The following is a 24,073-nucleotide window of genomic DNA, read 5'->3' as shown; positions in this document are numbered from 1 at the left end:
TGAAGTTGTCAGCAGTTTAATGATTGTCGAGGTTTAAAATGGCCCCAGTTTATAATCCACAAAATGCACCGGTTTTCTTCGTTGGCGTCAAAGGTGATGTCACTATCAAGGATCAGGCCGGTAATGACATTAAGCTTAAGAAAGGCGATAAAATACCTGCCGACGCCAGAATTATCGTCGGTGATGGCGGCCAAATTGTCTTTAAGCAGGCAAACAAGACCCTGAAGTATGAAAGCCAGGGTGAAGCCAGCCTCAGCAATGCACTGACAGAATCATCTGATGCGACACTGGATCCCGGAATAAAAAATCTGGTTGAAGCGGCTGAACAGATCACAACCACCCCTGACAGCTCCTCTGAGGCAACGCCTGCCCAGCAGCCACTGGCAAAGCCTGTTGCCCGTTCAGACGCATCGATGCCCTCTCCAACGTCTGCCAAACAGGGCATATCGGAACCCCCTGAAATTGTGCATGCAGACAGGGGAGAAAACCCCCAGCCTGACGCCACAGAAATTGTGACCAAAATGGCAGAAGAGGTTGCCACCAGAAGTGACGCCATCAGGGCCTCAACAACAGAAACTGAGGATCTATTACCCTCTGCCGGTGAAACAGTCGCCTTTGAGCACAGCCATGAACCGGTTGCGCCAGATGAGACACCTTTACCCCCAGCCGCACCAGATATCACATCCTTTGCACCCAATACAGGTTCAGGTGATGACAATATCACCTTAGAAAAAGAACTGACCATCAGTGGTTCAGCCCCGGCTGGTACTCATGTCATTCTGCTCTGCGATGGTGCGGTGATAAAAGAAGGAATTCAGGTATCCAGTCAGGGGCAGTGGTCAACCCGGTGGAATACCGGGAAAGACGGCAGTTTTACATTAACGGCCACAGCCTCCAGTGGCAGTGGTACCAGCGCACCATCTTCCGCCTTTACTGTGGAGGTTGACTCCCGAGCTCCTGCTCTGGAATTCGATAACCCAGCCAGTGATGACAACTATAACTTTGTCACTTATAACAAAGCAGCAGTCATCACAGGTACAGCAACCCCCGGCCTGACATTCACACTGACTCAGGGTGATAACCACTGGGAAGTCACCGCTGATGACAAAGGAACATGGTCACAGGCTGTCGCAAACCTGAACGATGGACTAACAGAATTCAGCGCATCATCGGTCAGCGTTGCCGGTGTCGAAGTACATAAAACAGCAAAACTGCTGGTTCAGTCCACCCCTTATGATTTTAAAATCCAGCCAGATACCGGCATCAGCGACTCTGACACCATAACCAGCTCAGAAGACCTGTTGCTTACCGTGAAGTCTCAACCGGATGCAACGGTTGTTCTTACCATTCTGGGTATAGACGTTAAATCAACGGTCAATAAGGACGGCCTGGCAGAGTTCCCAATTACACTGGCTGGAGACAATGCCTATACCTGCCAGCTAAAAACCATCTATACCAACAATGAAGGTGAGTCCGACACAGTAGAAGAAACGATAACACTCGATACCACGCCTGCAATTATCAGCCTGGACCCGCCTTCAAAGCATCTATAAAGACCCTGACGTCAGTTTTACTGGTCAATGCGACGAAAACGGCAGCACTGTCTCAATCAAACTCGTCAATGTTTTCAAACCAGGGATCAGTGTTTCCACAACTGCAACAGTAGAAAACGGAGTTTTCAAGGCGACAGCGACTGTACCCGAGCAAGGCCAGTACCGGGCTGAAGTTAGCGCTGTTGATGTTGCCGGTAATGCCAGTAATCCTCAGGACTACACTTTCGAATATCAGCCTCTGCAACCTGAGTTGATCATTCAAAACCGCCCGGACGATTCATCGACCAATGCCAATCCGGAATGGACAGGCACCTTCCCCCACGAAGGTAAGCTGGAAATCAGCTTTGCTGGTAAAACAGACACCATTACTGTTCAGGATGATGACACCTGGAGCTATCAGTTCAGCGAAGTATTCGACTTCGGACGACATACAGTAACATTCACAGGAACCCAGACCGGGCTGCCAGGCACAGCGATAGAGCAGGATTCATTTACAGTTGCAATGCCTGACATGCAACTGACCATTGATGAAGCTCCGGGAGAACGTACAAATCTAATCCTGACCGAGTGGAAAGGTTCTGGTGCAGCCCCCAATGCCAAGGTGACCCTGACTCTGGCCACCACTAAAGGCGATCTTGTTGAGCAAACCGTTGATGCAGATGATCAGGGCTTCTTTACCATAGCTTTGAAACTGATTGAAGGTAGCTACAGTACTACCCTGACCGCCACAGCCAGCGGGTATCAGGATGCAAGCCTGGCTGGCAGCAATGTCACTGTTGATCGCACCGGCCCTGTGTTGCAGGTCGACCCCGGCTTCAAGCCCACGGCAGGCACCTGCACCATGACCGGTACCGCAACCGATCATCTCGGTAAGCCGGAGCCTGTGGGCAGTGTGGTTGTGAAACTCGATAGTGGACAGTCATATCCCGGTTCGATTAAAGGCGGTCATTTCAGCGTCGAGCTGATCAATCTAGCCCCAAACCATACCTATAATGCCGAGATCACCGGCAGCGACGACCTGAGTAATGCGGGCACCACTCAACTCGAAGTACTCTCAATTCCTCCCTTGCCGGTCACTGCCCTGCAATTCTCTAAGGAGCCAGACAGTCTCACCAACAACGACACCTTGGAATGGGAAGGTAAAACCACGCCCGGAGCCACGATCGACCTGATTATTAAAACCCCCTCTGGCAACTATGTCAGCAAAGATGTCACGGCCGATACCAGTGGCTTCTTCGCCTTAAGCGAGAAGGTGACCGAAGGCAGCCATACCGTTAGGTTCATGGCCTCCGCTCCTGGGCATAAGGCCAATATCCTGCCCGACAAAGATATCACCGTCGACCATACCGGCCCAGAGCTGACCATTGACCCGGGCTTCCAGCTGACGGCCGGTACCTGCACCCTGACCGGTAAGGCGCTCGACCAGGACGGTCACCCCGAGCCCAAAGGCAGTGTGACCGTGCAGGTGCCAGCTATTCAACAATCCTTTACCGGCACCATCAGCAACGGTATTTTCAATGTCCAGATTGATGGCCTGAAGCACGCTCAGACCTATAAACTCAGCCTGAGCGCGACCGACGAACTGAAGAACACCGGTCAGCCACTGGACACCAGTTACACCACACCGTCCCAGCCAGTCACCAACCTGCAATTCTCTGAGGAGCCTGACAGCCTCACCAGCAAAGACACTCTGCAATGGAAAGGCTCTGCAACGGCTGACGCCACGGTCACCCTGACCCTGACACCCGCCACCGGCCAGCCAGTCACTAATCAGGTCAAGGCTGACAGCAAAGGTCTCTTCACCATCAGTGAGCCGGTGAACGAAGGCCAGTACACCGCGTCATTCACAGCCAGCGCGCCAGGCTACCAGGACAAGCAACTGCCCGATACGGCGATCACCGTCGACCATACCGGACCAGAGCTAACCATTGACCCGGGCTTCCAGCTGACTGCCGGTACCTGCACCCTGACCGGTAAGGCGCTCGACCAGGACGGTCACCCCGAGCCCAAAGGCAGTGTGAACGTGCAGGTGCCAGCTATTCAACAATCCTTTACCGGCACCATCAGCAACGGTATTTTCAATGTCCAGATTGATGGCCTGAAGCACGCTCAGACCTATAAACTCAGCCTGAGCGCGACCGACGAACTGAAGAACACCGGTCAGCCACTGGACACCAGTTACACCACACCGTCCCAGCCAGTCACCAACCTGCAATTCTCTGAGGAGCCTGACAGCCTCACCAGCAAAGACACTCTGCAATGGAAAGGCTCTGCAACGGCTGACGCCACGGTCACCCTGACCCTGACACCCGCCACCGGCCAGCCAGTCACTAATCAGGTCAAGGCTGACAGCAAAGGTCTCTTCACCATCAGTGAGCCGGTGAACGAAGGCCAGTACACCGCGTCATTCACAGCCAGCGCGCCAGGCTACCAGGACAAGCAACTACCCGATACGGCGATCACCGTCGACCAGACCGGACCAGAGCTGACCATTGACCCGGGCTTCCAGCTGACGGCCGGTACCTGCACCCTGACCGGTAAGGCGCTCGACCAGGACGGTCACCCCGAGCCCAAAGGCAGTGTGACCGTGCAGGTGCCAGCTATTCAACAATCCTTTACCGGCACCATCAGCAACGGTATTTTCAATGTCCAGATTGATGGCCTGAAGCACGCTCAGACCTATAAACTCAGCCTGAGCGCGACCGACGAACTGAAGAACACCGGTCAGCCACTGGACACCAGTTACACCACACCGTCCCAGCCAGTCACCAACCTGCAATTCTCTGAGGAGCCTGACAGCCTCACCAGCAAAGACACTCTGCAATGGAAAGGCTCTGCAACGGCTGACGCCACGGTCACCCTGACCCTGACACCCGCCACCGGCCAGCCAGTCACTAATCAGGTCAAGGCTGACAGCAAAGGTCTCTTCACCATCAGTGAGCCGGTGAACGAAGGCCAGTACACCGCGTCATTCACAGCCAGCGCGCCAGGCTACCAGGACAAGCAACTGCCCGATACGGCGATCACCGTCGACCATACCGGACCAGAGCTAACCATTGACCCGGGCTTCCAGCTGACTGCCGGTACCTGCACCCTGACCGGTAAGGCGCTCGACCAGGACGGACACCCCGAGCCCAAAGGCAGTGTGACCGTGCAGGTGCCAGGTATTCAAAAGCCCTTTACCGGCATCATCAGCAACGGTATTTTCAGTGTCCAGATTGATAGCCTGAAGCCCGGCCAAACCTATCAGCTTCACCTGTCCGCTACCGACGTACTGAAAAACACCAGCTTTCTGGATGAAAGCTATACGACACCTGATACTTATGATTTTGCGGTGACCTCTGCTCTAAACACGGACACCAAGTCTATTGTGCTAAAAGGTACTCACCCTCTTCCAAGAGGCAGGGTGCAGCTTAAGCTGACGGGTGATCATGTTAATACGATTGATAAAAACAACGGCATAATTACAGGTAGAGCAAAAAACCATGAATGGAGCCTTGAGATTAACAATCTCTTGCTTAAACAGGAGGTGAAAGTCAACCTTTATGCAATGGACGATGCAGCAAAAGCACTAGATGCCAAGCTGTTATCCAATGTTCCGGAACTTCAGGAAAATTTGATTGTTGATGGCGACAGAGATAGTAATATTGGAAACCTGAAGGCTCTGAGTGGTGCCGGCGTTTATGGTCACCACATCGTTATGTATGCCGCAAAATGCAGCGGCAAATGCAATGACAAAGACGGCCTGACACCATGGAAAGTTGAACTCACTTCTCCAGTTCAGCCGAATGCCAAGGTTCATGTTACTCTCGATTCTGACATAGTCACCATCAAAGGTAAGACCCGGAAAGTTCAAGACAGACCTTACATTAAAACGATTAAGCTTGATGCCAGTGGCAAGGCTATTCTTGAACAACCCCTCGACTATACAAAAAAAGGCAATTTAAAGATTGACCTCTCCAGTGAGCATATGAAGCTTGCTACAATTCGATTCAAAGCCGAAGGACTGGAGCATAATGAAGAAGTTTTCATTGGCGTAGAAACACCATCACTCCATTACACCTTTGATAATATTCGGCCCGGGCAAGATACTCTTGTTTCACAAACTTACCCTGCTCAAGCAAAAATCTCAGGTTCTATTAATCAAGTACAGGGGTCTTTAGGTTCTGGTTTGCAACTTGGCAAGGGAGCTTTACAAATCCAGGACTTCAAAGATCTGTTTAACGATAGTTATACGATCTGTTTTGACATTAAAACTTCAGCAAAAGCCTCGACAGGCAATCAACTATTCCCATCCCTTGCCGGGTACTACGACGAAACATCGAACACAGGCGCCAAAACTCATCTGTTTGGCGCATTTAACGAGAAAGGACAAATTGGCATCGCTGATCACAACAGTGGTCTCTTTGCCGAACCTGTCGTTGCAGATGGTCAATGGCATTCAGTTTGCATCAGTCGTACTCTGGTGGATCAGAGTACGTCGACTTATCGTATGTTAATTGATGGTAAGCAGTCTGATATTTCCAAGGATGGAAGCTCAGTTACAGGCAAAGAGGCACAAAGTATACATGGGATGATTCTAGGCTCACCGGTCAGTGAGTATCCCGTAGAGCTTCTGGGTGGTGTCACGAAATCTAACAGTCCTGATCAGGTTGAGTATCTGGATGCGGTTCTGGATAACTTTACAGCCTATCCAATCAAAATGGAGACACCCTATGAATCATTAGCTTATGCTCATGTTCACTGGGGCTGTCCTAATCCAGGTCCTTGCTACTACAAGGATGAATTTCCTGCTGGCCTTATGATTAACAATATAATGGAGACCAGGCTGACACCCCACTGCTCTCTATACCTGCAACTCAAGCCTGATGCTTCAAAAAACTCGCTGGGTACAAGCTTTACCGTTAGGTACAAGGGTACGGACCTTGACCCTCTGGATAAGTCTGTCGCTGGCGATGTTAATGTTTACAAGTTAGACCACGTCAGTGCTGAAAACCTTGCAACACTGACGGTAAAACCTGCTGATCCTGAAGCTACACATAAGTTTGAGTTGCACTTCGACCGTACAGTATCCGATCTTGTCAGGGTAACAGGTAAAGACGTTTCAATGCCTGACGGCATCATTAAATTTGACTCATCAGCTTCCCCATTGGGCAGCGGCATCAGTTTTGGTGTTGGAAAAGAGCAGTCTTACTCTCCTTCTGAAGGCGATCCAAACTGCATTTTGGAAGACCGGCATCTTGTCACTGAACCAGGCACCGTCATCAATGGCTATGATATTAAATATTATTCGATCATAGACTTGAATGGCCTGCGGGAGGAACTTAAAACACTAACGCAGGAGTCTGATATGAGCGGTAAGCTGCTCAAGCTTATGAGCGAAGGCTCAGCGCAGCAAGGTACTGAAAATCAGGTTCAACTTCAGGATCCTTGCAAAATAAAAGACCCTGATTGTACAAATGATCCTCTGGTCACTATCAATACCGTTGATAATAACCCTGCGATTGCTCTTAGCCTGGATGGTCAGATCACTTATTATCAACATACTTAATTCTATTCCTGCTTAATCAGGAATTCTGGTCCCCGGGTTATAACTTTCTTGCTTATAACCCGGGATTCTTGTTCCACTCACAGGTAATAAATCCGAGCTTGAACATGAACAAGAAAGAACTTGTTGAACAGGTAGCCGACCGGTCTGGTTTATCAAAAAATAAAGCAGAACTGGTCGTCAATACCTTTATACATCAAACTCAGGACTCCCTTTCTATGGGAAACGCCCTGCAGCTGATTGGTTTTGGTACATTTTCAGTGACGGACCGGGCAGCCCGAAAAGGAAGAAATCCTCAAACGGGTCAGGAGATTCATATTCCCGCCTGTAAAATGCCCCAATTTAAACCGGGCAACAAACTTAAGGAAGCCATTAAGTAAACAGAATCACTTATTTATCTTTTTTCTTACTGACTTTCAAATTATTCGTCCATTGAAGCATTAAACAACAAGCCTTATACCAATCAAGTGTTCGAATTTCTATCAATACCAATCAAAATTATTTGCTTCATCATGAGCATTACTTTTGCGGTGTTTAAACAATACCCAACAGCGTTTTCTTAACCACAAAAACAGGGCAAATCACAACGATTCTGCCCTGTCCATAAACCGTAAAAAGGGAGTGAAGCACGCCGGTCAGGCCATAGCCTTCATGACATTAAGAATGGCTCTTTTTTTCTTCAGGTTCATCCGGTTTAATGCCCGCAAAATTTCACTGTCGACTTCCGTATCACAGATCGAATCAACTGGTGATGTCAGATACTGGTTGCCCCGCCCTGTGGCTATCCATTCAAAAGAGATTTCCAGAATTTCGGCCATCTTACGCAGATTTTCCAGACTCGGGCTGCTCATTTCCGTTTCCCACTGTGCCAGAGCGCTGCGGGAAACCCCAATCAAATCAGCCAGAGCCTGTTGCGATAAGCGTTTTTCCTTACGCGCTCGCAATATTCGTGTTGTCAGGTTCATCCATGAACTCTCGTGTACGAAAATTAAACCTCTTATTAAAAATCAGTGTAACACATCATCCGGTAATGAAATGTTGCGATTGAGCAGTCATAAACTGCTCCCTGCTTCATGAATCATGCCCTTTGCTGCGCGATCATCTGTCCATCCAGTGTTGGCTTCATGGTATTGATCACCTCATCCACACTGATCGCCTTCAGGCACTGGTTATCAAAACAGGTGGTCTTTCGATGGTTCCCCGCACTGACACAGGGAGAGCAGGCCAGCCCGGCATAAATAGGCGTTGAGTTACCCAATGCACCGTACAGCTCTGGCGTTTCCGGACCAAAAATAACAAAGGTTTTAAGGTCGGTCACCGATGCGAAATGTGGAGGCCCTGAGTCATTCGACAGCATAACAAAAGAAACCGAATACAAAGGTACCAGCTCAGCAAAGGTAAATACACCAGCGCTATTCACACAGCGTTCATGCCCAACCATCTGTTTAAGCTCTTCAGCCCCCGCCTTTTCCGCAGGCGCGCCGGTAATCACCACCAGAATATCCTGATACTCATCCAGGACCCGGCTAATGACACTGGCATAACGATCCCGCATCCAGCGGCGCTGAGGCAACAGATCACTGGCATTCGGATTAACCAGCATCACTCTGAACTTGTCAGTACTGAAGTCCGGCTTCAAATCCACCAGTTTGTTCAGCACCGATTGTTTAAGCTGCTCATCCACCTCTGCACGTGCCAGTTCTATATTCTTCTGGTCCAGCAGTTTTCTCTGGTAAGGCTGCCCTTTCTCCCCCATACAGGCCTGCACCAGCGCCATAAAGTTAAGGGAAATATGATGATGAGGGTTATACATGACAGGGTGGGTCAGGAAATCCCCCCGATACAGCCCCTCTTCATGCACGCCATCATAACCTGTGAGGTTCACCGCCCCCGACAGTCGTGACAACAACGCCGTAAAGCGGGAAAACAGCTCCAGATCAATAGTCGTATCGATGTTACGCTGCCGGCACCAGACCAGAAATCGCAGACTGTCATACGCCAGCGTAAATAAGCTGTCTGGCCGAATAGTGAAAATCCGCTCTTCAGGAATCGTGTTCAACAGCTTCAGGCTGGCCACATTTTTTTGAAAAATGACAAAATGCAGAGTTTTACCCTGATCCTTCAACCAGCGCATGGCCGGATCAGCCAGGATAGCACTGCCCATTTCAGACAGTTCAATAAACAGTACATTCTCAGGCTGTTTTTCCTTTGGTCTGAAAAACAGCTCTTTTACTTTAAACACCAGCTTCAACAGAAAACACAACGGCACACCAACATAGTGGTCGATTACCCTCATGGTATCTACTTTCATGGGACTACCCTTCCCTTACACTGGCATCTCGACCAGTGGCAAAAATAAACACAGACGCAAACGTAAAATTAAACAGCATACCCGCCAGAACACCGGCAATCATTGCCAGCATCTTGAAGTCCGCAAAGAACGGTACAAACTCTGTCAGCAGGTAATAGGAGCCCCAGTTTGGCAGGAAGCTGACCAGACACATGGACAGATACTTGATCCACTGAGGCGCTTTCCTGCTTTTCTCAACATGGTTAAAGGTAAACGTCCGGTTCCAGTACCAGTTCCAGCTGGCTGCGAACCAGTAAGAGCCGCCACGGGCAACAAGGTGAGGAATACCCAGCGCCACCGACATCAACCAGTAAATGCCCATATCCACAACAAACCCGGTCGCACCAACAAGACCAAACTTCACCAGACGGTGAACCAGCTTATAGAGTTTATTAGCCAGTGTACCTTCAACAAACAGGTCAGCCTCGACATAATCCTTATAAAGGGTAAACAGCGTCGCCAGTGCCAGCACCAGAGAAAGACCTGCCAGAGCATATTGCCAGTAAACCAGGAACGGAAAATGTTCCGGGAAACCGTTGTCGTAAAATGGCAGGAAGGCCATACAGACGCCTGTTAAAAACAACAGGAACAGGCGGGATTTCAAACCAGAGCCGATTCGGTCAGCCAGCGTAGAACCGATGACCGTTGCCAGAATGCCAACCCAGATACCCCAGACCAGATCCTGCGGCCAGTGGGCTCCGACAACAATTCGCGAAAACGCAACCAGCGCGCCAAACAGCAGCACCCACCAGCGAATGGCTCCCTTGAAATGCGCCAGAACCAGTCCTACCAGAAGAAAAACAGTGCCGGTATGTCCGGAAGGCAGTGAGTTCTTGCGGACGGTTGGCCCGATAATATTCAGCATTTCGCTTCCCAGCTCACCCGCAGGGCGCAGCGAGTCAATTATCGCTTTACCACCATTCAGTAAAAGAGCCCCCGTTAATATGGTCAGGATAACGGCCAGCTGCTGCCGGGGCTTCATCACAAACAGCAGCATGGTCAGAGGAAAGAGAAAGAAGCCGTCACCAAAGTTGGTGAGTACAACCCACAGGGCATCACTGCCAATGGTGTTGGCAGGGTTGTTCAACCACAGAAAGGTTGACTGGTTGATGCTGTCAAAATGAAATACCAGAGCAAAGGGCAACAGCAGCAGAGTCGCCCATTTCAACAGTCGGAAATACGGGTTTTGATCAGATAAGAAAGACTGGAGCATCCCTTGTTGTCTCGTGGACATAAAATAGTGGGGCGTCATTATAACAATCGTACTATTTGAAGAAAGTGAACTTGTACCAAACGAGTATAATTGCCATCAAAACCCCCGTCAGCCATCCAGTCTGACATAGATAAATAGGCATTCACGCTCTGTTTAATAGGAAAATGCCGCCATTACGCCACTTTGTAAAGAGTACTTTGTAAATAACTCGCAGCAAAGGGCGGCACATTCATTGGATGCCATTAAACGAATGGCTATTTCAACGCCGGATCACAGTAGTAAAACTGGAAGCTGTTGACCTCAACACCGTCCACACCGGTATTCAGGACATCCCGAAGCTGGCAGACGATACCTGATTTTTCATAGCGTCCATCCTCAGGGACTGGGCGATTATCCCGGATCAGAATACCCCGGGTATCAGAATCAGGCTCACCGTACCAGAAATCAAACTGAGAAACCCTGTCACTGATCACCTGAACCGGCAAAGGCCAGGCATACCAGGCAATGCGACTGGCACGCACCCAGTTATCCACCAGCAGCACCGGTTCTTCGCTGCCCGTTTCCTGCCGGACTTCTTCCAGCAGCTGGCGGGCATGAACCGCAGCCTGTTTCCAGCCAACCAGGTCTTTAATGGCACCCTTCATAAATGGGAACGTTGACAGCGGCATAAAGGCAAGAAAGGCAAAAAGGAAAGCAATAATACCGACAGACAGCACGCTGGATACCAGCGTCAGGATTTTAACCCACAGTTTCTTCCAGCTCAGACAGATCCAAAAGGCACTGAGAGGAGCCAGAACGGTCCACATCATCGCTGGCCAGTTCGGTAATACCGCGTCACCACCAGCCGAATAAGCCACCACCAGCAGACCGGGCCAGGCACTCCAGATAATCAGCCAGGCTGCCGCCCTGTGTTCCTTTGGAAAGCGACCACGCAGAACACTGATCACAACAGCAATGCCGACTACATAAGCGAGCAGGCTGTACAACAGCATCTGGCCAACCTGCATACCCAGAGCGTCTTTCAGGGACCAGACACTGACTTCTATACCCCGGTCCAGCTGATAAGCAAAGGATGCCCAGTCGTGCCGGACATTCCAGATCAGTACCGGAGAGATCAGGACAAACGCAATAACCGCTGCCAGCCACGGACCAGGCTGTCGCAACCAGCGCAACCCCTGGTACTGGAACAGAAAGCCGACCAGCCCAATGGGCAGAAACAGCGCAGTGTACTTTGACAGACCGGCAAAACCGTACAAAACGCCAAGCAGCAGCCAGTCTGTCAACTGATTGCGCTGATAAATCCGCCAGGTAACGTCAATCGCCAGCAATGCCACCACCATCAACGGCAGGTCAGGCACCATCCCCCAGCCCATCAGTTGAAGAATCGGGGCAGTATTCAGCAGAAAGACGGCAACCAGCCCTGTTCTTCCAGACTCATCATTAAACAGCGTTTTGCCAAGACGCAGAACCAGGATACTGGACAGCGCATACAACAGTGCGGGGATCAGTCGAACGGTAAACTCGCTATACCCAAGAGGCGCAATCAGCAGCTGCAACCAGCCAACCATTGGCGGGTGATCAAAGTAACTCAGGTCAGGGTGCAGGGCGTACAAGGTATAGTGGGCTTCATCAACGCCCAGAGGAAGCCCCGAGGCCAGTGCCAGATGCACAGCCAGTACTGCGAGAATAATTAACCAAGATGTGAGCTGCCGGTTCGACTCTGCCATTCTGTCAACGCTCGAAACAAATCCAAACGCGCAGTTTAATGGGCTGAACCATTTTAAACAATCGTTTTAGGTCTTGCCGCCCGGGAGAAGGTGTACTTATAAATCAGGACGCCAGATGCTTCATCAACAACTGAAAAGCCTCATGCCCCAGATAGACACCGACAATACCCATTACACCGGACAACACTGGCGGCGCTGGTATGGGTAATTTTAAGAAGCTGAAGATAAGCCCAACAATAAATCCGGTAAAAGTCGCAAGCAGAACTTCAGTCATGGCTCAATACGTTCGCAGTTGTGAATATTACCTCAATAATAGTCGATGAAAAAACAATCCAGGATTTCCTGCCCGGAAAACAAAGCAACTGAAGCCGCACAGCTCCGGTCGTTTAAAACCGGAGCTGATTCATTGCGAACTGGTTGTCTCTGGTGGCAGTTTGATGGGCCATTCCGGCTTGCTGAACAGCAGTGAATACAGTACTGGTACAACACCCAGCGTCAACAACGTCGAAAACAGCAAGCCTGCGATAATTGCCACAGCCATAGGCTCCCACATCAACCCACCCCCCAGATAAAGCGGAACCATGCCCAGCACTGTGGTGGCGGTCGTCAGCAAAATGGGCCTTAAACGACGCTGGGAGGCGACGACAATGGCTTCCTGCATTGGTAACCGGTTCTGTTCCTGCTCAAACTTTATACGTTCAAGTAGCACAATGGCATTATTGATAACAATACCCGCCAGCGAAATAACCCCCAGCAATGTCATGAAACTAAAGAATGACCGGGCAACCAGCAGACCGGAAATTACACCTATCATTCCCAGGGGTATGGTCATCAGAATAATGATTGGTTTACGAACGGAGTTGAACTGCGCCACCAGCAGAATCAGTATGACAAAAGCCGCCAGAGGCATTTTTGCGGCAATGGCAGCGTTGGCTTTTCCGGAACTCTCAGCTTCACCTCCCAGTTCAAAACGGTAGCCTGCAGGCCAGATTTTCTGCTGCTGTTGCAGCCAGGGCATTAACTCAGCAAAGGCTTCTGCGGCAGTCATGCTACCATCAAGCCGGGCAAACACGGACACTGTCTTGAGACCATCCCGGCGAAGAATTTCGCCCGGCTGCCACACCATTTTAATATCTGCCACCTGCTTCAGCGGCACCGTTTTCCCCGTTGACTGAACAAAGACAGATAACGATTCCAGCTTACCAATATCCTGACTGTCACCTTCAGTACTTCGTAAGATAACAGGAATGACCTCGTTTCCATCACGGAACTGGGTCAGCTCCAGACCGCTCAGACCGGTTTGCAGAGACATGGCAACATCCTGGCTCGTAACGCCTGCCCGCAATGCTCTGGGCTGGTTTATGACCACCTGCAGTTTTTTAATACGCGGCCCCCAGTCATCACCTATTGCCTTCAGACCCGGAATTTCAGACATCTGTTCTTTAACCTGCCGTACCAGCCGAAACAGCTGGTCGGTTTCCCGCCCATAGAGACGCACTTCCACCGGGTTTTTAATGGAAACGCCGCTTTCTACCCTGCGGCTGTTAACCTGCAGGTCTGGAAACTGTTCAAAACCAAATGCGTCCAGTTTTTGCATCATCTCATCAATAACCCAGTCTGAACTGGTATTCAGGATCATAAGGGCGTAGTTGGAGCGGGCTGGCTCCGGGCTGTGCTGAAGGACAAAACGTGAACCGCCGGAACCAATGTGACTGACCCAGCTGGTGACTCCTTCATGTCGTTCCCCGGAAACGGCCAGCTCATCAGCAATATAGCGATCCAGCTCATTCACTACTGCCAGCGTCCTGTCAATGCGGGTTCCCGGAGGAAGCTGCAACTCGGTTTTAAAGTACAGGCGGTCCGAGGCGGGAAAGAAAATTTTCGGCACATACTGAAACGCATTTATCACGACTGTAAACACCAGAATCACCGCACTGAGGGTGAGCAGACGGTGAGCTAGTAATTTTTCCAGCAGACGACGGTAATAGTCATAAATACCCTTCGTATAATCCGCCTGCTGCGGCTTAACCTCCAGGAACATTACACATAACAAAGGGATCAGACTCAGTGACAACACCCAGGAACACAGCAGCGTGATGGTCACCACCAGGAACAGGGAGGCGGTAAACTCACCCACTGCAGACTCTGCCAGATAAATCGGCAAAAATGCAGCCGCTGTCGTTAATGAAGACGTCAGCAGTGGAATTTTTAATTCCCCTGCCGAGTCAACCGCAGCCTGAACCGGCTGCTTCCCCGCCTGCATCTGAACCATGGTGTTCTCAGCCATCACAATGCCATTGTCCACCAGCATTCCCAGGGCAATAATCAGCGCCGCCAATGAAATCTGGTCAAGGCCTATACCCACCAGTGACATGACCAGAATCGCAGCAATCATACTGGCTGGAATCAGAGTGGCAACAATTAACCCGGTTCGGGGTCCAAGGCTGAGCAGCATGACCGCCGAAACCACCAGCACTGCCTGAATCAGGTTAGAGACAAAATCATTAACCTTGTGTTCCACTTCTCCGGGCGAAAAATGCATCAGCTCGAAATCAATGCCGACCGGGTAGGTCTGCCGCAACTGCGCCATGGCTGTTTTAACCTGATGTCCCAGCTTTATATTATTTCCTCCCTCACCCATGGCAATACCTAAAGCCAGAGCAGGGACACCAGACGCTTTAACAAGGCTTCGGACAGGATCAACATAGCCTCGCTCAACCGTGGCGACATCTTCCAGATATAAAGCCCTGTCGCTAACCGGTAATGGAATAACTGTCTGACGAATGTCGTTAACACTTTCAAAATTGCCGGTCGGTTCCAGCTCAATACGCTCATGGTGCAAATTGACGGCACCACCGGGAACAACAATATTCCGGCTGCTCAGCTGCTGCGCCAGAAACCCTGGCGACAAGCCCAGCTGCCCAAGGTGGTCATTGTCATAGCGAATAAAAATCCGTTCTTCCTGCGCACCGTATATCTCTACCTTGGCGACTTCCGGCAACCGCAGGAACTCATCACGGACTTCGTCAGCAATGGTTTTTAACTCGCTGTAAGAAAAGTCCACACCAGTCAGGGTCACCATAACCCCGAAAACCTCACCAAATTCATCATTGACAATGGGTCCAATGGCCCCCTCAGGCATCTCACTGACAATGTCTTCCATTTTACGTCGCAGGCTGCCCCATATCGGACGCATATCGGTATAGCGCTCCTGAATATTAACGGTGACAATCGACGTTCCGGTCCGGGATGAGCTCCTGACATAATCCAGCTCCGGAATTTCCCGAACCGCTTTTTCAATTTTGTCCGTAATCAGAGTCTCAACTCTTTCAGGGCTGGCGCCGGGGAACTGGGTAACCACCTTGGCAACACGTATAACAAAACCCGGATCATAGGCCCTCGGGAGGTTCTGATAAGCCTGCAAGCCCGACAGAACCAATACCAACAACAAAACCAATGTCGTTCGGTTATTCTCTATGGCAACACGGGTTAAAGACATCATTGCCCCCCCTCCATCCATTTTACCCGCATGCCTTCTGCCATCTGGCTCATACCAGCTGTGACGAGCCGCTCTCCTGCGACAAGACCTGAAGTCACTTCAATACCTGAAGCCAGCAACCGGCCGGTCTGCACCGGACGCCGAAATACCACTCCCACACCGGCCTCTGCAGCTTCAACCACATAAACAAAACGTCCATCGTTGTCTTCCTGCACCGAGTGAGCCGGTATCACCAGCCAGTCGCCCGCTGGCACCATCTGCTTTATCATCACGCTGGCACTCATACCGGGTAAGATCCGGCTGCCAAGCCGGTCAGACAGCATGAAGGTAACGGTATAAGTCTGGCTGCTATCATCAGCCAGGGCGGCAAATGCCGACAATTGCAGAGGAAATACCTTATCTCCGAGACCATCAAAGCGTGCGCTATATCGCAGAGGCTGCCGTTCTTCCTGAGCATTCACAATCACACTCTCAGGCATCTCCACCTTGATCAGTAGTGACGACAGATCGTGCAACGCTACTACGTCCTGTTTCGCCGACACTTCCTCGTAGTTATCCACATACACTTTGGCAATCTGACCATTGAAAGGCGCCCGCAGCCGGGTATGAGCCTTCTCATGGCGCGCAGTCTCCAGTTGTGCCGTCGCAGTGCTTAATTTGGCTTTCAGGTTATCAACATCTGCCCGGGCAATAGCACCCTTGCCAATTAACTGAACCGCCCTTTCATAATCGGCTTTAGCCGCATCATAAGTGGCCTGCCGGTCTTTCAGACGGATATCAAATTCAACGGATTCCAACTCTGCGACTACCTGTCCACCAACGACAGCGCTACCCTCTTTAACATTTAACGAGGCAAGGCGACCTGACACCCTGAAGCTCAGATTCGCCTGCTGTGCGGCTTCCACAACACCGGGGAATTTTTTTTGTAATCCGGTTTCTGAATACGACACGGTCATGAAGCGGACAGGCCGAAGCGTCTCCTGTGGCTCAAAAACCGTCTGATCACAACCGGGCAGCCATACTGTAGCCAGAAATACGAAAGGAAGAGAGAAGTTTGATTTCCTGATCATTCGGATCGACCCGATATTGTTATTCGTTGTTATCCGTTGAAACTATCCTACATTCATACGTCTATCGCTGTATAGAAAACGACAGTAATTGTATATAGAAGGTTATGGTAAAACCCTGTACAGTCATACACCAATAACAATTATAAAGAGCCAGAATGAAAGGTACGTAATAATGAACATATCAAAAGACAGTAATCACCTTTTATTCTGCCTGCTTGCACCATTGTCACTGTCTGCACCCAATGCCAGCGGTGAAAGCCTTGAACAATGTCTGGTCAGGTTTGCGCTCAAAGGTGATGCGGATATGACGCTTGCTGAAGTACGGTCACAGTGTGAGGCGCTGCAACAGGAGTCATTTGACGTGGTGATTACAGCCCAACCGTCTCCACCTTCTGAAGCCAGTCCTGTTGATAGCCGTATTGCCGGCGAAAAAGCGGCCACTGCCAACCGGTTCGTGATCACACCCCACAAGCCGAATTACATTTTGCCAGTGTCTTACGTATCCTCACCCAATACTCAGCCCTACCAACCATACAACGCCCAGATTCCTGACCTTGACAATACTGAAGTCAAGTTCCAGCTGAGCCTCAAAGCCCCGGTCTGGGAAGGTGTATTTAATGGCTATGGCACAGTTTATGCTGCTTACACCAACACCTCCTGGTGGCAGGCTTACAACAGTTCCGAGTCCGCGCCATTCAGGGAGACTAACCACGAACCCGAAATATTTATGTTTTTTCCCACTCAGTACCAGCTGCTTGGCATGGAACTGAAAGCCGCAGCTGTGGGTTTCAGCCACCAGTCCAATGGCCGCAGCAACTACCTCTCCAGAAGCTGGAACCGGGCTTATCTGAGCTTCCTGCTGGAAAAAGGCTCGTTCTATGCCGGCCTGAAAACCTGGCATCGCCTCCCTGAAGATAAAAAAGAAGACGATAACCCCAACTCAAAAGGCGACGACAACCCTGATATCAATCAATACATGGGTAACGGTGAACTTTATTTCGGCTATAAATTCAACCGGCAAAACATTACTGCAATGGTGCGAAACAACCTGCGCTCTGACAACAAAGGTGCCGTCCAGCTTGACTGGTCATTCCCATTGACCGATCGTTTCAGAGGCTATGTTCAGTACTTTAATGGCTATGGCGAAAGCCTGATCGATTATAATGTCAGCTCCAACCGTTTCAGTGTGGGGGTTATGCTGACCGACTGGCTCTGAAAACGACAAAAGCCTCTCTTTGGCAGAGGCTTCCCTCTTATTCTCTATTCGCAGTTAGGAAAATGACGACAAAAAGCATCTATCCAGTTATCCACCAGCGGCTTCATTTCATCTGCAGACATTGAGCGTAAATCACCAATATCAACAGGGCCAGCCTGCATTCCGCCGACCAGAACCGCCACCTGCTGCCCAGTGACACTGTCAACCAGCTCACCTTCCTGATAGATATTCAGCATTTTGTCCCGCTCCCCCGTTAGCTCGCCCAGTCCGTTGATCACCAGAGCCCAGGGCAAAACCTGATAGGGTTCAAGTGGCTTCAGGTCGGTTTCCGCACCAGTAATGGCCACCCGTAGCCGCAGGGTATTCTCACCGGGACGAACCGCCAGCTCATAGTGCTGCCCCATCCGGTAGTTCAGTTGATTGGTAAAGTAGCTTTGTAGTTTTTTATAACGTTCAGGCTGTATCTGCCATTTCTGCAATGTTTCATCAGAGACATGAAGCGACACAGGGTTGACGATCAGGCGATCGTATTCTGCCAGCACCGACTCACTGACGTTAAAACCGAGAAACTGTTCTTTTTCACCAGAAGGTAACCACACCAGATTTTCATACCGGCTCAGGAACCCGCTGTGGTTCTTAATTTCAGGTTTTCCCGCGCAACCTGCCAGCATAACAACTGACAAAATAAACAACAGATCCCTTATACGAAACATGGCATGGCTTCTCCGGCTCTTATTTTTGTGACCATGATGGCAAATCTCTTATCACTCCTCAAGAAATCAACGCTGCACAACGCAAGCAATAGATTTAAGAAACTCTGAAAAAACAATAAACCACCATACAGGTAATATCGTGACCACACAGAAACAGCTGCAAACCAGTCGCAGCATTGAAAATACCACAACTGTATATTTCTACATACACCTTAGCGCTTTCCACCCACTACTGTCAGACTTCCTCAACAGTTTCTGCACATCTACCAATAGTGAAAAACTTTCTTTGTTAAATATTTTCAAACATTGATCTGTATCAATTACACACAGCGGAACAAAAAATAACCTTGCCGAAATTTTGTACAGTTCTGGTAAGGAATGCATGGATATACTTATTGTCATACCGGTCGTGGCGCTTGTCGTTTATGGCATTGTTAAAAACTTCAGTGCGGCAGCAACGCTGGCAGTGGCCGGTATGGTGCTTCTGAGTGCTGCTCATGTTCTCGGCATTTCCGATATCCTGCCTGTCGACAAGGCGACCGGCTTTGCCCCCTTTGACCTGTTCGAACTGATGAACGGCGTATTCAGCATGCGCATGGCCAGTCTGGGTCTGACCATCATGGCCTGTGGTGGTTTCGCTACCTATATGTCGCACATTGGTGCATCGGAGTCTCTGGTCAACCTGGCTGTTAAGCCAATCAGACGCTTCAAGTCGCCTTATATCGTACTGGCCATCGTTTACCTGGTAACTGTCGTACTGCAGATGTTTGTGACCTCTGCAACCGGCCTCGGTCTGTTGCTGATGGTTACCCTGTACCCGGTTCTGCGCAGCATTGGCCTTAGCCGTGCTTCCGCTGCTGCACTGTGTGCTTCTCCGGCAGCGTTCGAGATCGGTGTGACCCAGGTTAATGCCAACTTTGCTGCCAGCCAGGCCGGCATGGACATCACTGAGTACTTCCTGAGCTATCAGGCGTGGGTAACCATCCCAATGGCGATCACAGCTGCTGGCCTGCACTTCTTCTGGCAGCGTCGCTGCGATCTTAAAGAAGGTCATGTTGCCGCTGAACATGTTGGCGCTAAAGATGACGACAGCAACGAGGAAGAAAAGCCCAAGGCTCCGGGCATTTATGCCCTGTTGCCAATGATTCCGTTCGTTCTGCTGCTGGTATTCTCCAAAATGCTGGTCACCTCTATCAGTATGAATCTGGTAGCGGCTATGCTGATCTCTGTCTTTGTGGGCATGATTTTCGAACTGATCCGTACCCGCAATATAAAAGAATCTCTGGCTGGCTTTGACAAGTTCCTGAACGGCATGGGCGCTGTATTCGGCCCGGTGGTCGGTCTGATCATTGGTGCAGAAGTGTTCGCCATGGGTCTGAAACAGATTGGGGCTATCGACTCTCTGCTGGCTTCCGCTCAGGGGCTGGGCATTGGTGCTGGATTCATGGCCGTCTTCATGTCTGTACTGATTGCTATCTCAGCGATCATGATGGGTTCCGGCAACGCCTCTTTCCTGTCCTTCGCTACTCTGGCTCCAGAAGTCGCCAACAGCTTCGGTGTTCCGGCGGTCAACATGCTGCTCCCGATGAACTTCGCTGCCTGTGTAGGCCGAACCATGTCGCCTATCTCAGCGGTGGTTATTGCCTGTGCCGGTATCGCCAAGGTATCACCTTTTGATCTGGTTAAGCGTACTTCCATCCCGATGATTGGTGCTTTCATCGTGGGTATGGCACTGCACCTGATCCTGTTTATGTAACTGTTTAGTTCACTATCCATAAACAGCCCTGAACAGAAAAACGGCCATGTACTGAGTGCATAGCCGTTTTTCTGGTTACTACCGCTAAAACGCATATTGCATGACAGTCAAAATCAGACCATAACACAACCTGACTCAACTGTTTTCTTCAGATTCAACCTCTATGGATCTGTTCATTATCACCCAATAAGCTTCCCCATAATCTATCCAGATTACATCACCCGCTTTTATTGGCTTCAGGGCAATAAGAAAGGGGATGTTTACCTTATCTTCCTTATGATAGTGGTTTATAAAAGATACATTTTTTTCAGGCAAACACGTATCAGATTCATCATAGGTAGTGCAACTGTTTATACAAGTGGTGATATTTCCCTCTCTGAAGCCAGATATTAACTGATTTGCCCCGGAATCATAGCTATAGGTATCAATTTTTTGCAATAGTGCTCCTACCGCCCGCGCTCCTTTTTCGTAGGTGCTTTCAGAAAGCCGCTTGCCTGCATAATGTCCCAGAACCTCCCACTGTTGAATATCTTTTGCTGCAACAACTTCATTCTGACCTTTCAGTTTAGGGAAAAGTAGACCGTCATTCCTGCTTAATCTCATCCTTTCATTAAGGTAGGATTCTCTATCATCAATATTCAGTTTTTTATATTGATCAATAGCAGTATTTATTGCCATCCTTATTTTTTTACATTTAGGAACCCCTATACTTTCAAAGTCCATTCTAAACCGTTTCTTTGGGCGAGATTCCTCAACTTCCTGTTTTACAGTCAGCTCTGCATGCCAAAGTGGCGCCCGATTACTGAAACGATGCTGTCTGAAAAAAATATCTGTTTCTGTCTCTGCCTCTACTTTCACTAACACGACTTCATCCATTGAGTTTCGGTGAGGTTCTTTATCAGGTTGACGACCATGCTGACTTGAAGGCGTCTCAGGCAATCCTCTTTCTTTATTTTTTACAAGCTCATCCAAAGCACTTTCAATAAGCGAAAACATCTCTTTTTCACTGACTTTCTTCTTACTGCCATCAGGAGAGGGTACATGGTACTTTTTATTTTCCAATATAACTTCGATTCCAACCAACCTGGCCATTTCTTTGGTTAAAAGTTCTTTTTGGGAATTGCTTATTTTTTGTGGAGTTTTACCGGTAACAGAACCTAATTTTTTTATGATTGACTCTGCAAGGTATCTGAAATCTGCAGCCCCTGTGATGGTTTTTTTATTATTGTCAAATAAATTACAAAAAAAACTGACATTTACTTCCAATAATGTAGATATTTTCTTGATATGATCTTTAGTCGATGGATCTGCTGGAGCTGCCCTGTTTTCAGTACAGGAATCTAAATCAATAGTGACTTTTCTATTCTTTTTGGGTGGCTCATTTGAGTTCGGACCATCAGAGCAAAATCGTTTGCTCTTGTTTTGTATGACAACGCTGTTACCACCAAATGATGCTGACGCATCTTGGGTACTACTGATATATGTTCTGTTCACAGGCAGGGAGCCGGACGGAAAAGATGCTTTATCCATAACTTTATTATCCTTTCAACACTAAAAGTCAGTTAATTACTTTCGTAGTTACTGAACCATTCAACTCACCAAAAAGATCAAGACAGCTCAATAACGGCATAAGCCAGATTTTTAAAATTATTAAGACAAGCAAAATATGAAAAGTTCAATGAACAGTGAAATCCGCACTTTAACTATCCGGAACCAGGCCGTCTAACGACAGGAATGTTACTTCCGCTAACACTCTGGTTAGTGATTCAGGCAGCAAATCGATGATTCCTGTTGTCAAAGGGGCATCATTAACTTAAGGAATCTCTGGCATGGATGCTACTCTCTCTATACCACAAATACAGGTAACGCCTCCGTCACCTGAACCAGGCGCTAAAAAGCCCTCACAACAACCCGTCGGTGTTGAAATGAAGGAAGATATTCAGACAACACAGGGTTTACGCAGAGCAGAAACTTATCTTCATGCAACAGCCGGAAGGTTATTTGCTAACGCTCGTCCACTGTCCCAGTCCACATCAAATATTGTCTTTAAATTGAATGAAGATAATGAACCTGCTTCTACAATCAGGCGCGATTCACCGATTCGCAAACCAGTCAAACGATCGAAATCAGATACCAGCCTGAAAAATGTGCTTCTGTCTGCCTCAGTGGCTCAATCATCAAAACACTGGGTTAAGGTGGCTCCGTCTGCCAGTTACACCAACCCCCTCAACCCTGAAGATATTCATCGCGCCATGGATAAAAAGTCACTTGGGCAACTGGCAACCAATGTACTCCATCCAATGGTTACGAGGTTATATGAATGCGCGTCAGCCCCCTTGCCAGGCGATACAGAAGAAGCCAGAGAACAACAGGATAACCAGAAGCGATTTAATATAGTCAGACAGATGGGCGTCATGGGGAGTATGTTTAATAAACATATACCCTGTGAATTAAAACACCGTAAAATTGGCGGAGGGTATCTGGACTTCAACCCTAAAACCCCTTTTGAATGCATAGCACACAATATCAGAACCATTTTGATGAGTCCGTCCAGCCTGCCTGGCCGGTTTATAGGTGTCGGTACGATTAAACAGGACAACCAGAAAATTGACTTTGGAGCCGGTGACGATTTGCAAGCCAGCAGTATGATCGTCGACCAGGTTGCCGATTTGCTTGTTAACATTCTGAAGATAGCCAAAAGTGATGACCAGTATGCTGATAAAAAAGTTTTGATTGATCAATTCAGAAGCCTTATCAAAAACTTTCAAGCCTGCAGAACTCAGGGGCTGGCTTCTCAGGAATGTTGCAGACAGATGCTATCCATACTGCAGAAAATTCTTCAGTACGTCCCCATGATAGAAAATGCCTCTGAGGTAGAACTCAGCCGCCTGAGTTTAATAGAGCGCACTTTACTGGCAGCCAGCAAAGTACCTGCAGAGGCTGAAGTACAAAAAGCCTTGCTTGATCTGGTATCACAGACCTTCAGCCAAATCCAGCAGGGAAGCTGTGTCGATGAAAACCTGAAGAGATTTGAGCAGCTGGCTGAAGAAGTGTTCTTAATCAGTTCAGACAGCAAAGATGAAATAGCCTCTTTGAAACAGAAAAGCAAACAAACCATTGAGACAATGAAGTCAAATTACAAATCATTGCAGGAACAGACATACACTGAGGTATCGACACCTTTAAACAAAAAAGACTGGAAAAAGACAGTAAAAGACTCCTTGAAAGAACTTGATAAAGCCATCAAAGCGGAAGAGAAAGCAGCCGGGGAAAAGCTCATAAACTCAGAAACACAGGCTAAAGAGAAAGAAGAGCAGCAACGGGCAGAATGGAAAGATAAGTTCATTGCTTATACCCGGCAAATAAATATCAATCATTGAAAAAACCGGGCTGCCAGAGTGCTGCTCAGCCCGGCCTGACTATCATCG

At 49.0% G+C, this 24,073-nt stretch carries 15 protein-coding genes; 6 read left to right on the top strand and 9 right to left on the bottom strand.

Annotated elements, in window-relative coordinates; all coding sequences use genetic code 11:
• The first annotated feature begins 38 nt into the window (after positions 1–38).
• The 3 genes from V5J35_RS21885 (at position 39) to V5J35_RS21875 (ending at position 7,481) form a co-directional block, all read left to right on the top strand.
• Positions 39–1,553 carry an Ig-like domain-containing protein gene (locus V5J35_RS21885; RefSeq protein ID WP_354016498.1) on the top strand — a complete coding sequence of 505 codons (1,515 nt, stop codon included), beginning with the start codon at positions 39–41 and terminating at the stop codon, positions 1,551–1,553.
• A gap of 250 nt (positions 1,554–1,803) precedes the next feature.
• The gene (locus tag V5J35_RS21880) at positions 1,804–7,104 is read left to right on the top strand and encodes a hypothetical protein (protein WP_354016497.1); all 5,301 of its coding nucleotides are present in this window, start codon (positions 1,804–1,806) and stop codon (positions 7,102–7,104) included.
• 68 nt (positions 7,105–7,172) lie between these two features.
• Positions 7,173–7,481: an HU family DNA-binding protein gene (locus V5J35_RS21875; protein WP_472924784.1), complete on the top strand. Its 309-nt coding sequence runs from the start codon at positions 7,173–7,175 to the stop codon at positions 7,479–7,481.
• A 255-nt stretch (positions 7,482–7,736) separates the two neighbouring features.
• Here V5J35_RS21875 and V5J35_RS21870 read toward each other — a convergent pair whose 3' ends face one another.
• From V5J35_RS21870 to V5J35_RS21840, 7 genes are all read right to left on the bottom strand, one after another.
• A complete protein-coding gene (locus V5J35_RS21870; protein ID WP_354009167.1) occupies positions 7,737–8,066 on the bottom strand; it encodes a helix-turn-helix transcriptional regulator in 330 nt (109 codons plus the stop codon).
• Between the two features lie 113 nt (positions 8,067–8,179).
• Positions 8,180–9,412 carry a glycosyltransferase family 9 protein gene (locus V5J35_RS21865; protein ID WP_354009166.1) on the bottom strand — a complete coding sequence of 411 codons (1,233 nt, stop codon included), beginning with the start codon at positions 9,410–9,412 and terminating at the stop codon, positions 8,180–8,182.
• 4 nt (positions 9,413–9,416) lie between these two features.
• Positions 9,417–10,664, bottom strand: coding sequence for a GtrA family protein (locus tag V5J35_RS21860; protein ID WP_354009165.1), 1,248 nt, complete (start codon positions 10,662–10,664; stop codon positions 9,417–9,419).
• 254 nt (positions 10,665–10,918) lie between these two features.
• Positions 10,919–12,391: an ArnT family glycosyltransferase gene (locus V5J35_RS21855; RefSeq protein ID WP_354009164.1), complete on the bottom strand. Its 1,473-nt coding sequence runs from the start codon at positions 12,389–12,391 to the stop codon at positions 10,919–10,921.
• A gap of 103 nt (positions 12,392–12,494) precedes the next feature.
• Entirely contained in the window at positions 12,495–12,665 is a 171-nt protein-coding gene (locus tag V5J35_RS21850; RefSeq protein WP_354009163.1) for a XapX domain-containing protein, read from the bottom strand.
• 129 nt (positions 12,666–12,794) lie between these two features.
• On the bottom strand, positions 12,795–15,893 hold the full coding sequence (locus V5J35_RS21845) for an efflux RND transporter permease subunit (protein WP_354016496.1): 3,099 nt from the start codon (positions 15,891–15,893) through the stop codon (positions 12,795–12,797).
• On the bottom strand, positions 15,890–16,960 hold the full coding sequence (locus V5J35_RS21840; protein WP_354009160.1) for an efflux RND transporter periplasmic adaptor subunit: 1,071 nt from the start codon (positions 16,958–16,960) through the stop codon (positions 15,890–15,892). The genes V5J35_RS21845 and V5J35_RS21840 overlap by 4 nt, the downstream gene beginning before the upstream one ends.
• 172 nt (positions 16,961–17,132) lie before the next feature.
• Here V5J35_RS21840 and V5J35_RS21835 point away from each other — a divergent pair, with 172 nt between their 5' ends.
• A complete protein-coding gene (locus tag V5J35_RS21835; protein ID WP_354009159.1) occupies positions 17,133–18,176 on the top strand; it encodes a phospholipase A in 1,044 nt (347 codons plus the stop codon).
• Between the two features lie 44 nt (positions 18,177–18,220).
• On the opposite strand, the gene V5J35_RS21830 is transcribed toward V5J35_RS21835, so the two are convergent.
• Positions 18,221–18,889, bottom strand: a complete 669-nt coding sequence (locus V5J35_RS21830) for a DUF3313 domain-containing protein (protein ID WP_354009158.1) — start codon at positions 18,887–18,889, stop codon at positions 18,221–18,223.
• A 382-nt stretch (positions 18,890–19,271) separates the two neighbouring features.
• Here V5J35_RS21830 and dcuC point away from each other — a divergent pair, with 382 nt between their 5' ends.
• Positions 19,272–20,645 (top strand): C4-dicarboxylate transporter DcuC, encoded by a 1,374-nt coding sequence (dcuC, locus tag V5J35_RS21825; protein ID WP_354009157.1) that lies wholly within the window; start codon positions 19,272–19,274, stop codon positions 20,643–20,645.
• A 135-nt stretch (positions 20,646–20,780) separates the two neighbouring features.
• Here dcuC and V5J35_RS21820 read toward each other — a convergent pair whose 3' ends face one another.
• On the bottom strand, positions 20,781–22,175 hold the full coding sequence (locus tag V5J35_RS21820) for an SET domain-containing protein-lysine N-methyltransferase (protein WP_354009156.1): 1,395 nt from the start codon (positions 22,173–22,175) through the stop codon (positions 20,781–20,783).
• Positions 22,176–22,474: 299 nt separating this feature from the next.
• On the opposite strand from V5J35_RS21820, the gene V5J35_RS21815 reads away from it, so the two are divergent.
• Positions 22,475–24,025: a hypothetical protein gene (locus V5J35_RS21815; RefSeq protein ID WP_354009155.1), complete on the top strand. Its 1,551-nt coding sequence runs from the start codon at positions 22,475–22,477 to the stop codon at positions 24,023–24,025.
• Positions 24,026–24,073: the final 48 nt, after the last annotated feature.

Origin of the sequence: Endozoicomonas sp. NE40, from assembly GCF_040549045.1 — a bacterium.
Taxonomy (GTDB): Bacteria; Pseudomonadota; Gammaproteobacteria; order Pseudomonadales; family Endozoicomonadaceae; genus Endozoicomonas_A; species Endozoicomonas_A lisbonensis.
Note: the sequence above shows the minus strand (reverse complement) of the source record. Positions and strands in the feature narration are given on the sequence as shown.

What these genes read in the sequence shown, in the direction of transcription:
- V5J35_RS21885 (WP_354016498.1), top strand. Translation starts at nt 39, where the DNA reads ATGGCCCCAGTTTATAATCCACAAAATGCACCGGTTTTCTTCGTTGGC.
- V5J35_RS21870 (WP_354009167.1), bottom strand. Translation starts at nt 8,066, where the DNA reads ATGAACCTGACAACACGAATATTGCGAGCGCGTAAGGAAAAACGCTTA.
- V5J35_RS21865 (WP_354009166.1), bottom strand. Translation starts at nt 9,412, where the DNA reads ATGAAAGTAGATACCATGAGGGTAATCGACCACTATGTTGGTGTGCCG.
- V5J35_RS21860 (WP_354009165.1), bottom strand. Translation starts at nt 10,664, where the DNA reads ATGCTCCAGTCTTTCTTATCTGATCAAAACCCGTATTTCCGACTGTTG.
- V5J35_RS21855 (WP_354009164.1), bottom strand. Translation starts at nt 12,391, where the DNA reads ATGGCAGAGTCGAACCGGCAGCTCACATCTTGGTTAATTATTCTCGCA.
- V5J35_RS21850 (WP_354009163.1), bottom strand. Translation starts at nt 12,665, where the DNA reads ATGACTGAAGTTCTGCTTGCGACTTTTACCGGATTTATTGTTGGGCTT.
- V5J35_RS21845 (WP_354016496.1), bottom strand. Translation starts at nt 15,893, where the DNA reads ATGATGTCTTTAACCCGTGTTGCCATAGAGAATAACCGAACGACATTG.
- V5J35_RS21840 (WP_354009160.1), bottom strand. Translation starts at nt 16,960, where the DNA reads ATGATCAGGAAATCAAACTTCTCTCTTCCTTTCGTATTTCTGGCTACA.
- V5J35_RS21835 (WP_354009159.1), top strand. Translation starts at nt 17,133, where the DNA reads ATGAACATATCAAAAGACAGTAATCACCTTTTATTCTGCCTGCTTGCA.
- V5J35_RS21830 (WP_354009158.1), bottom strand. Translation starts at nt 18,889, where the DNA reads ATGTTTCGTATAAGGGATCTGTTGTTTATTTTGTCAGTTGTTATGCTG.
- dcuC (WP_354009157.1), top strand. Translation starts at nt 19,272, where the DNA reads ATGGATATACTTATTGTCATACCGGTCGTGGCGCTTGTCGTTTATGGC.
- V5J35_RS21820 (WP_354009156.1), bottom strand. Translation starts at nt 22,175, where the DNA reads ATGGATAAAGCATCTTTTCCGTCCGGCTCCCTGCCTGTGAACAGAACA.
- V5J35_RS21815 (WP_354009155.1), top strand. Translation starts at nt 22,475, where the DNA reads ATGGATGCTACTCTCTCTATACCACAAATACAGGTAACGCCTCCGTCA.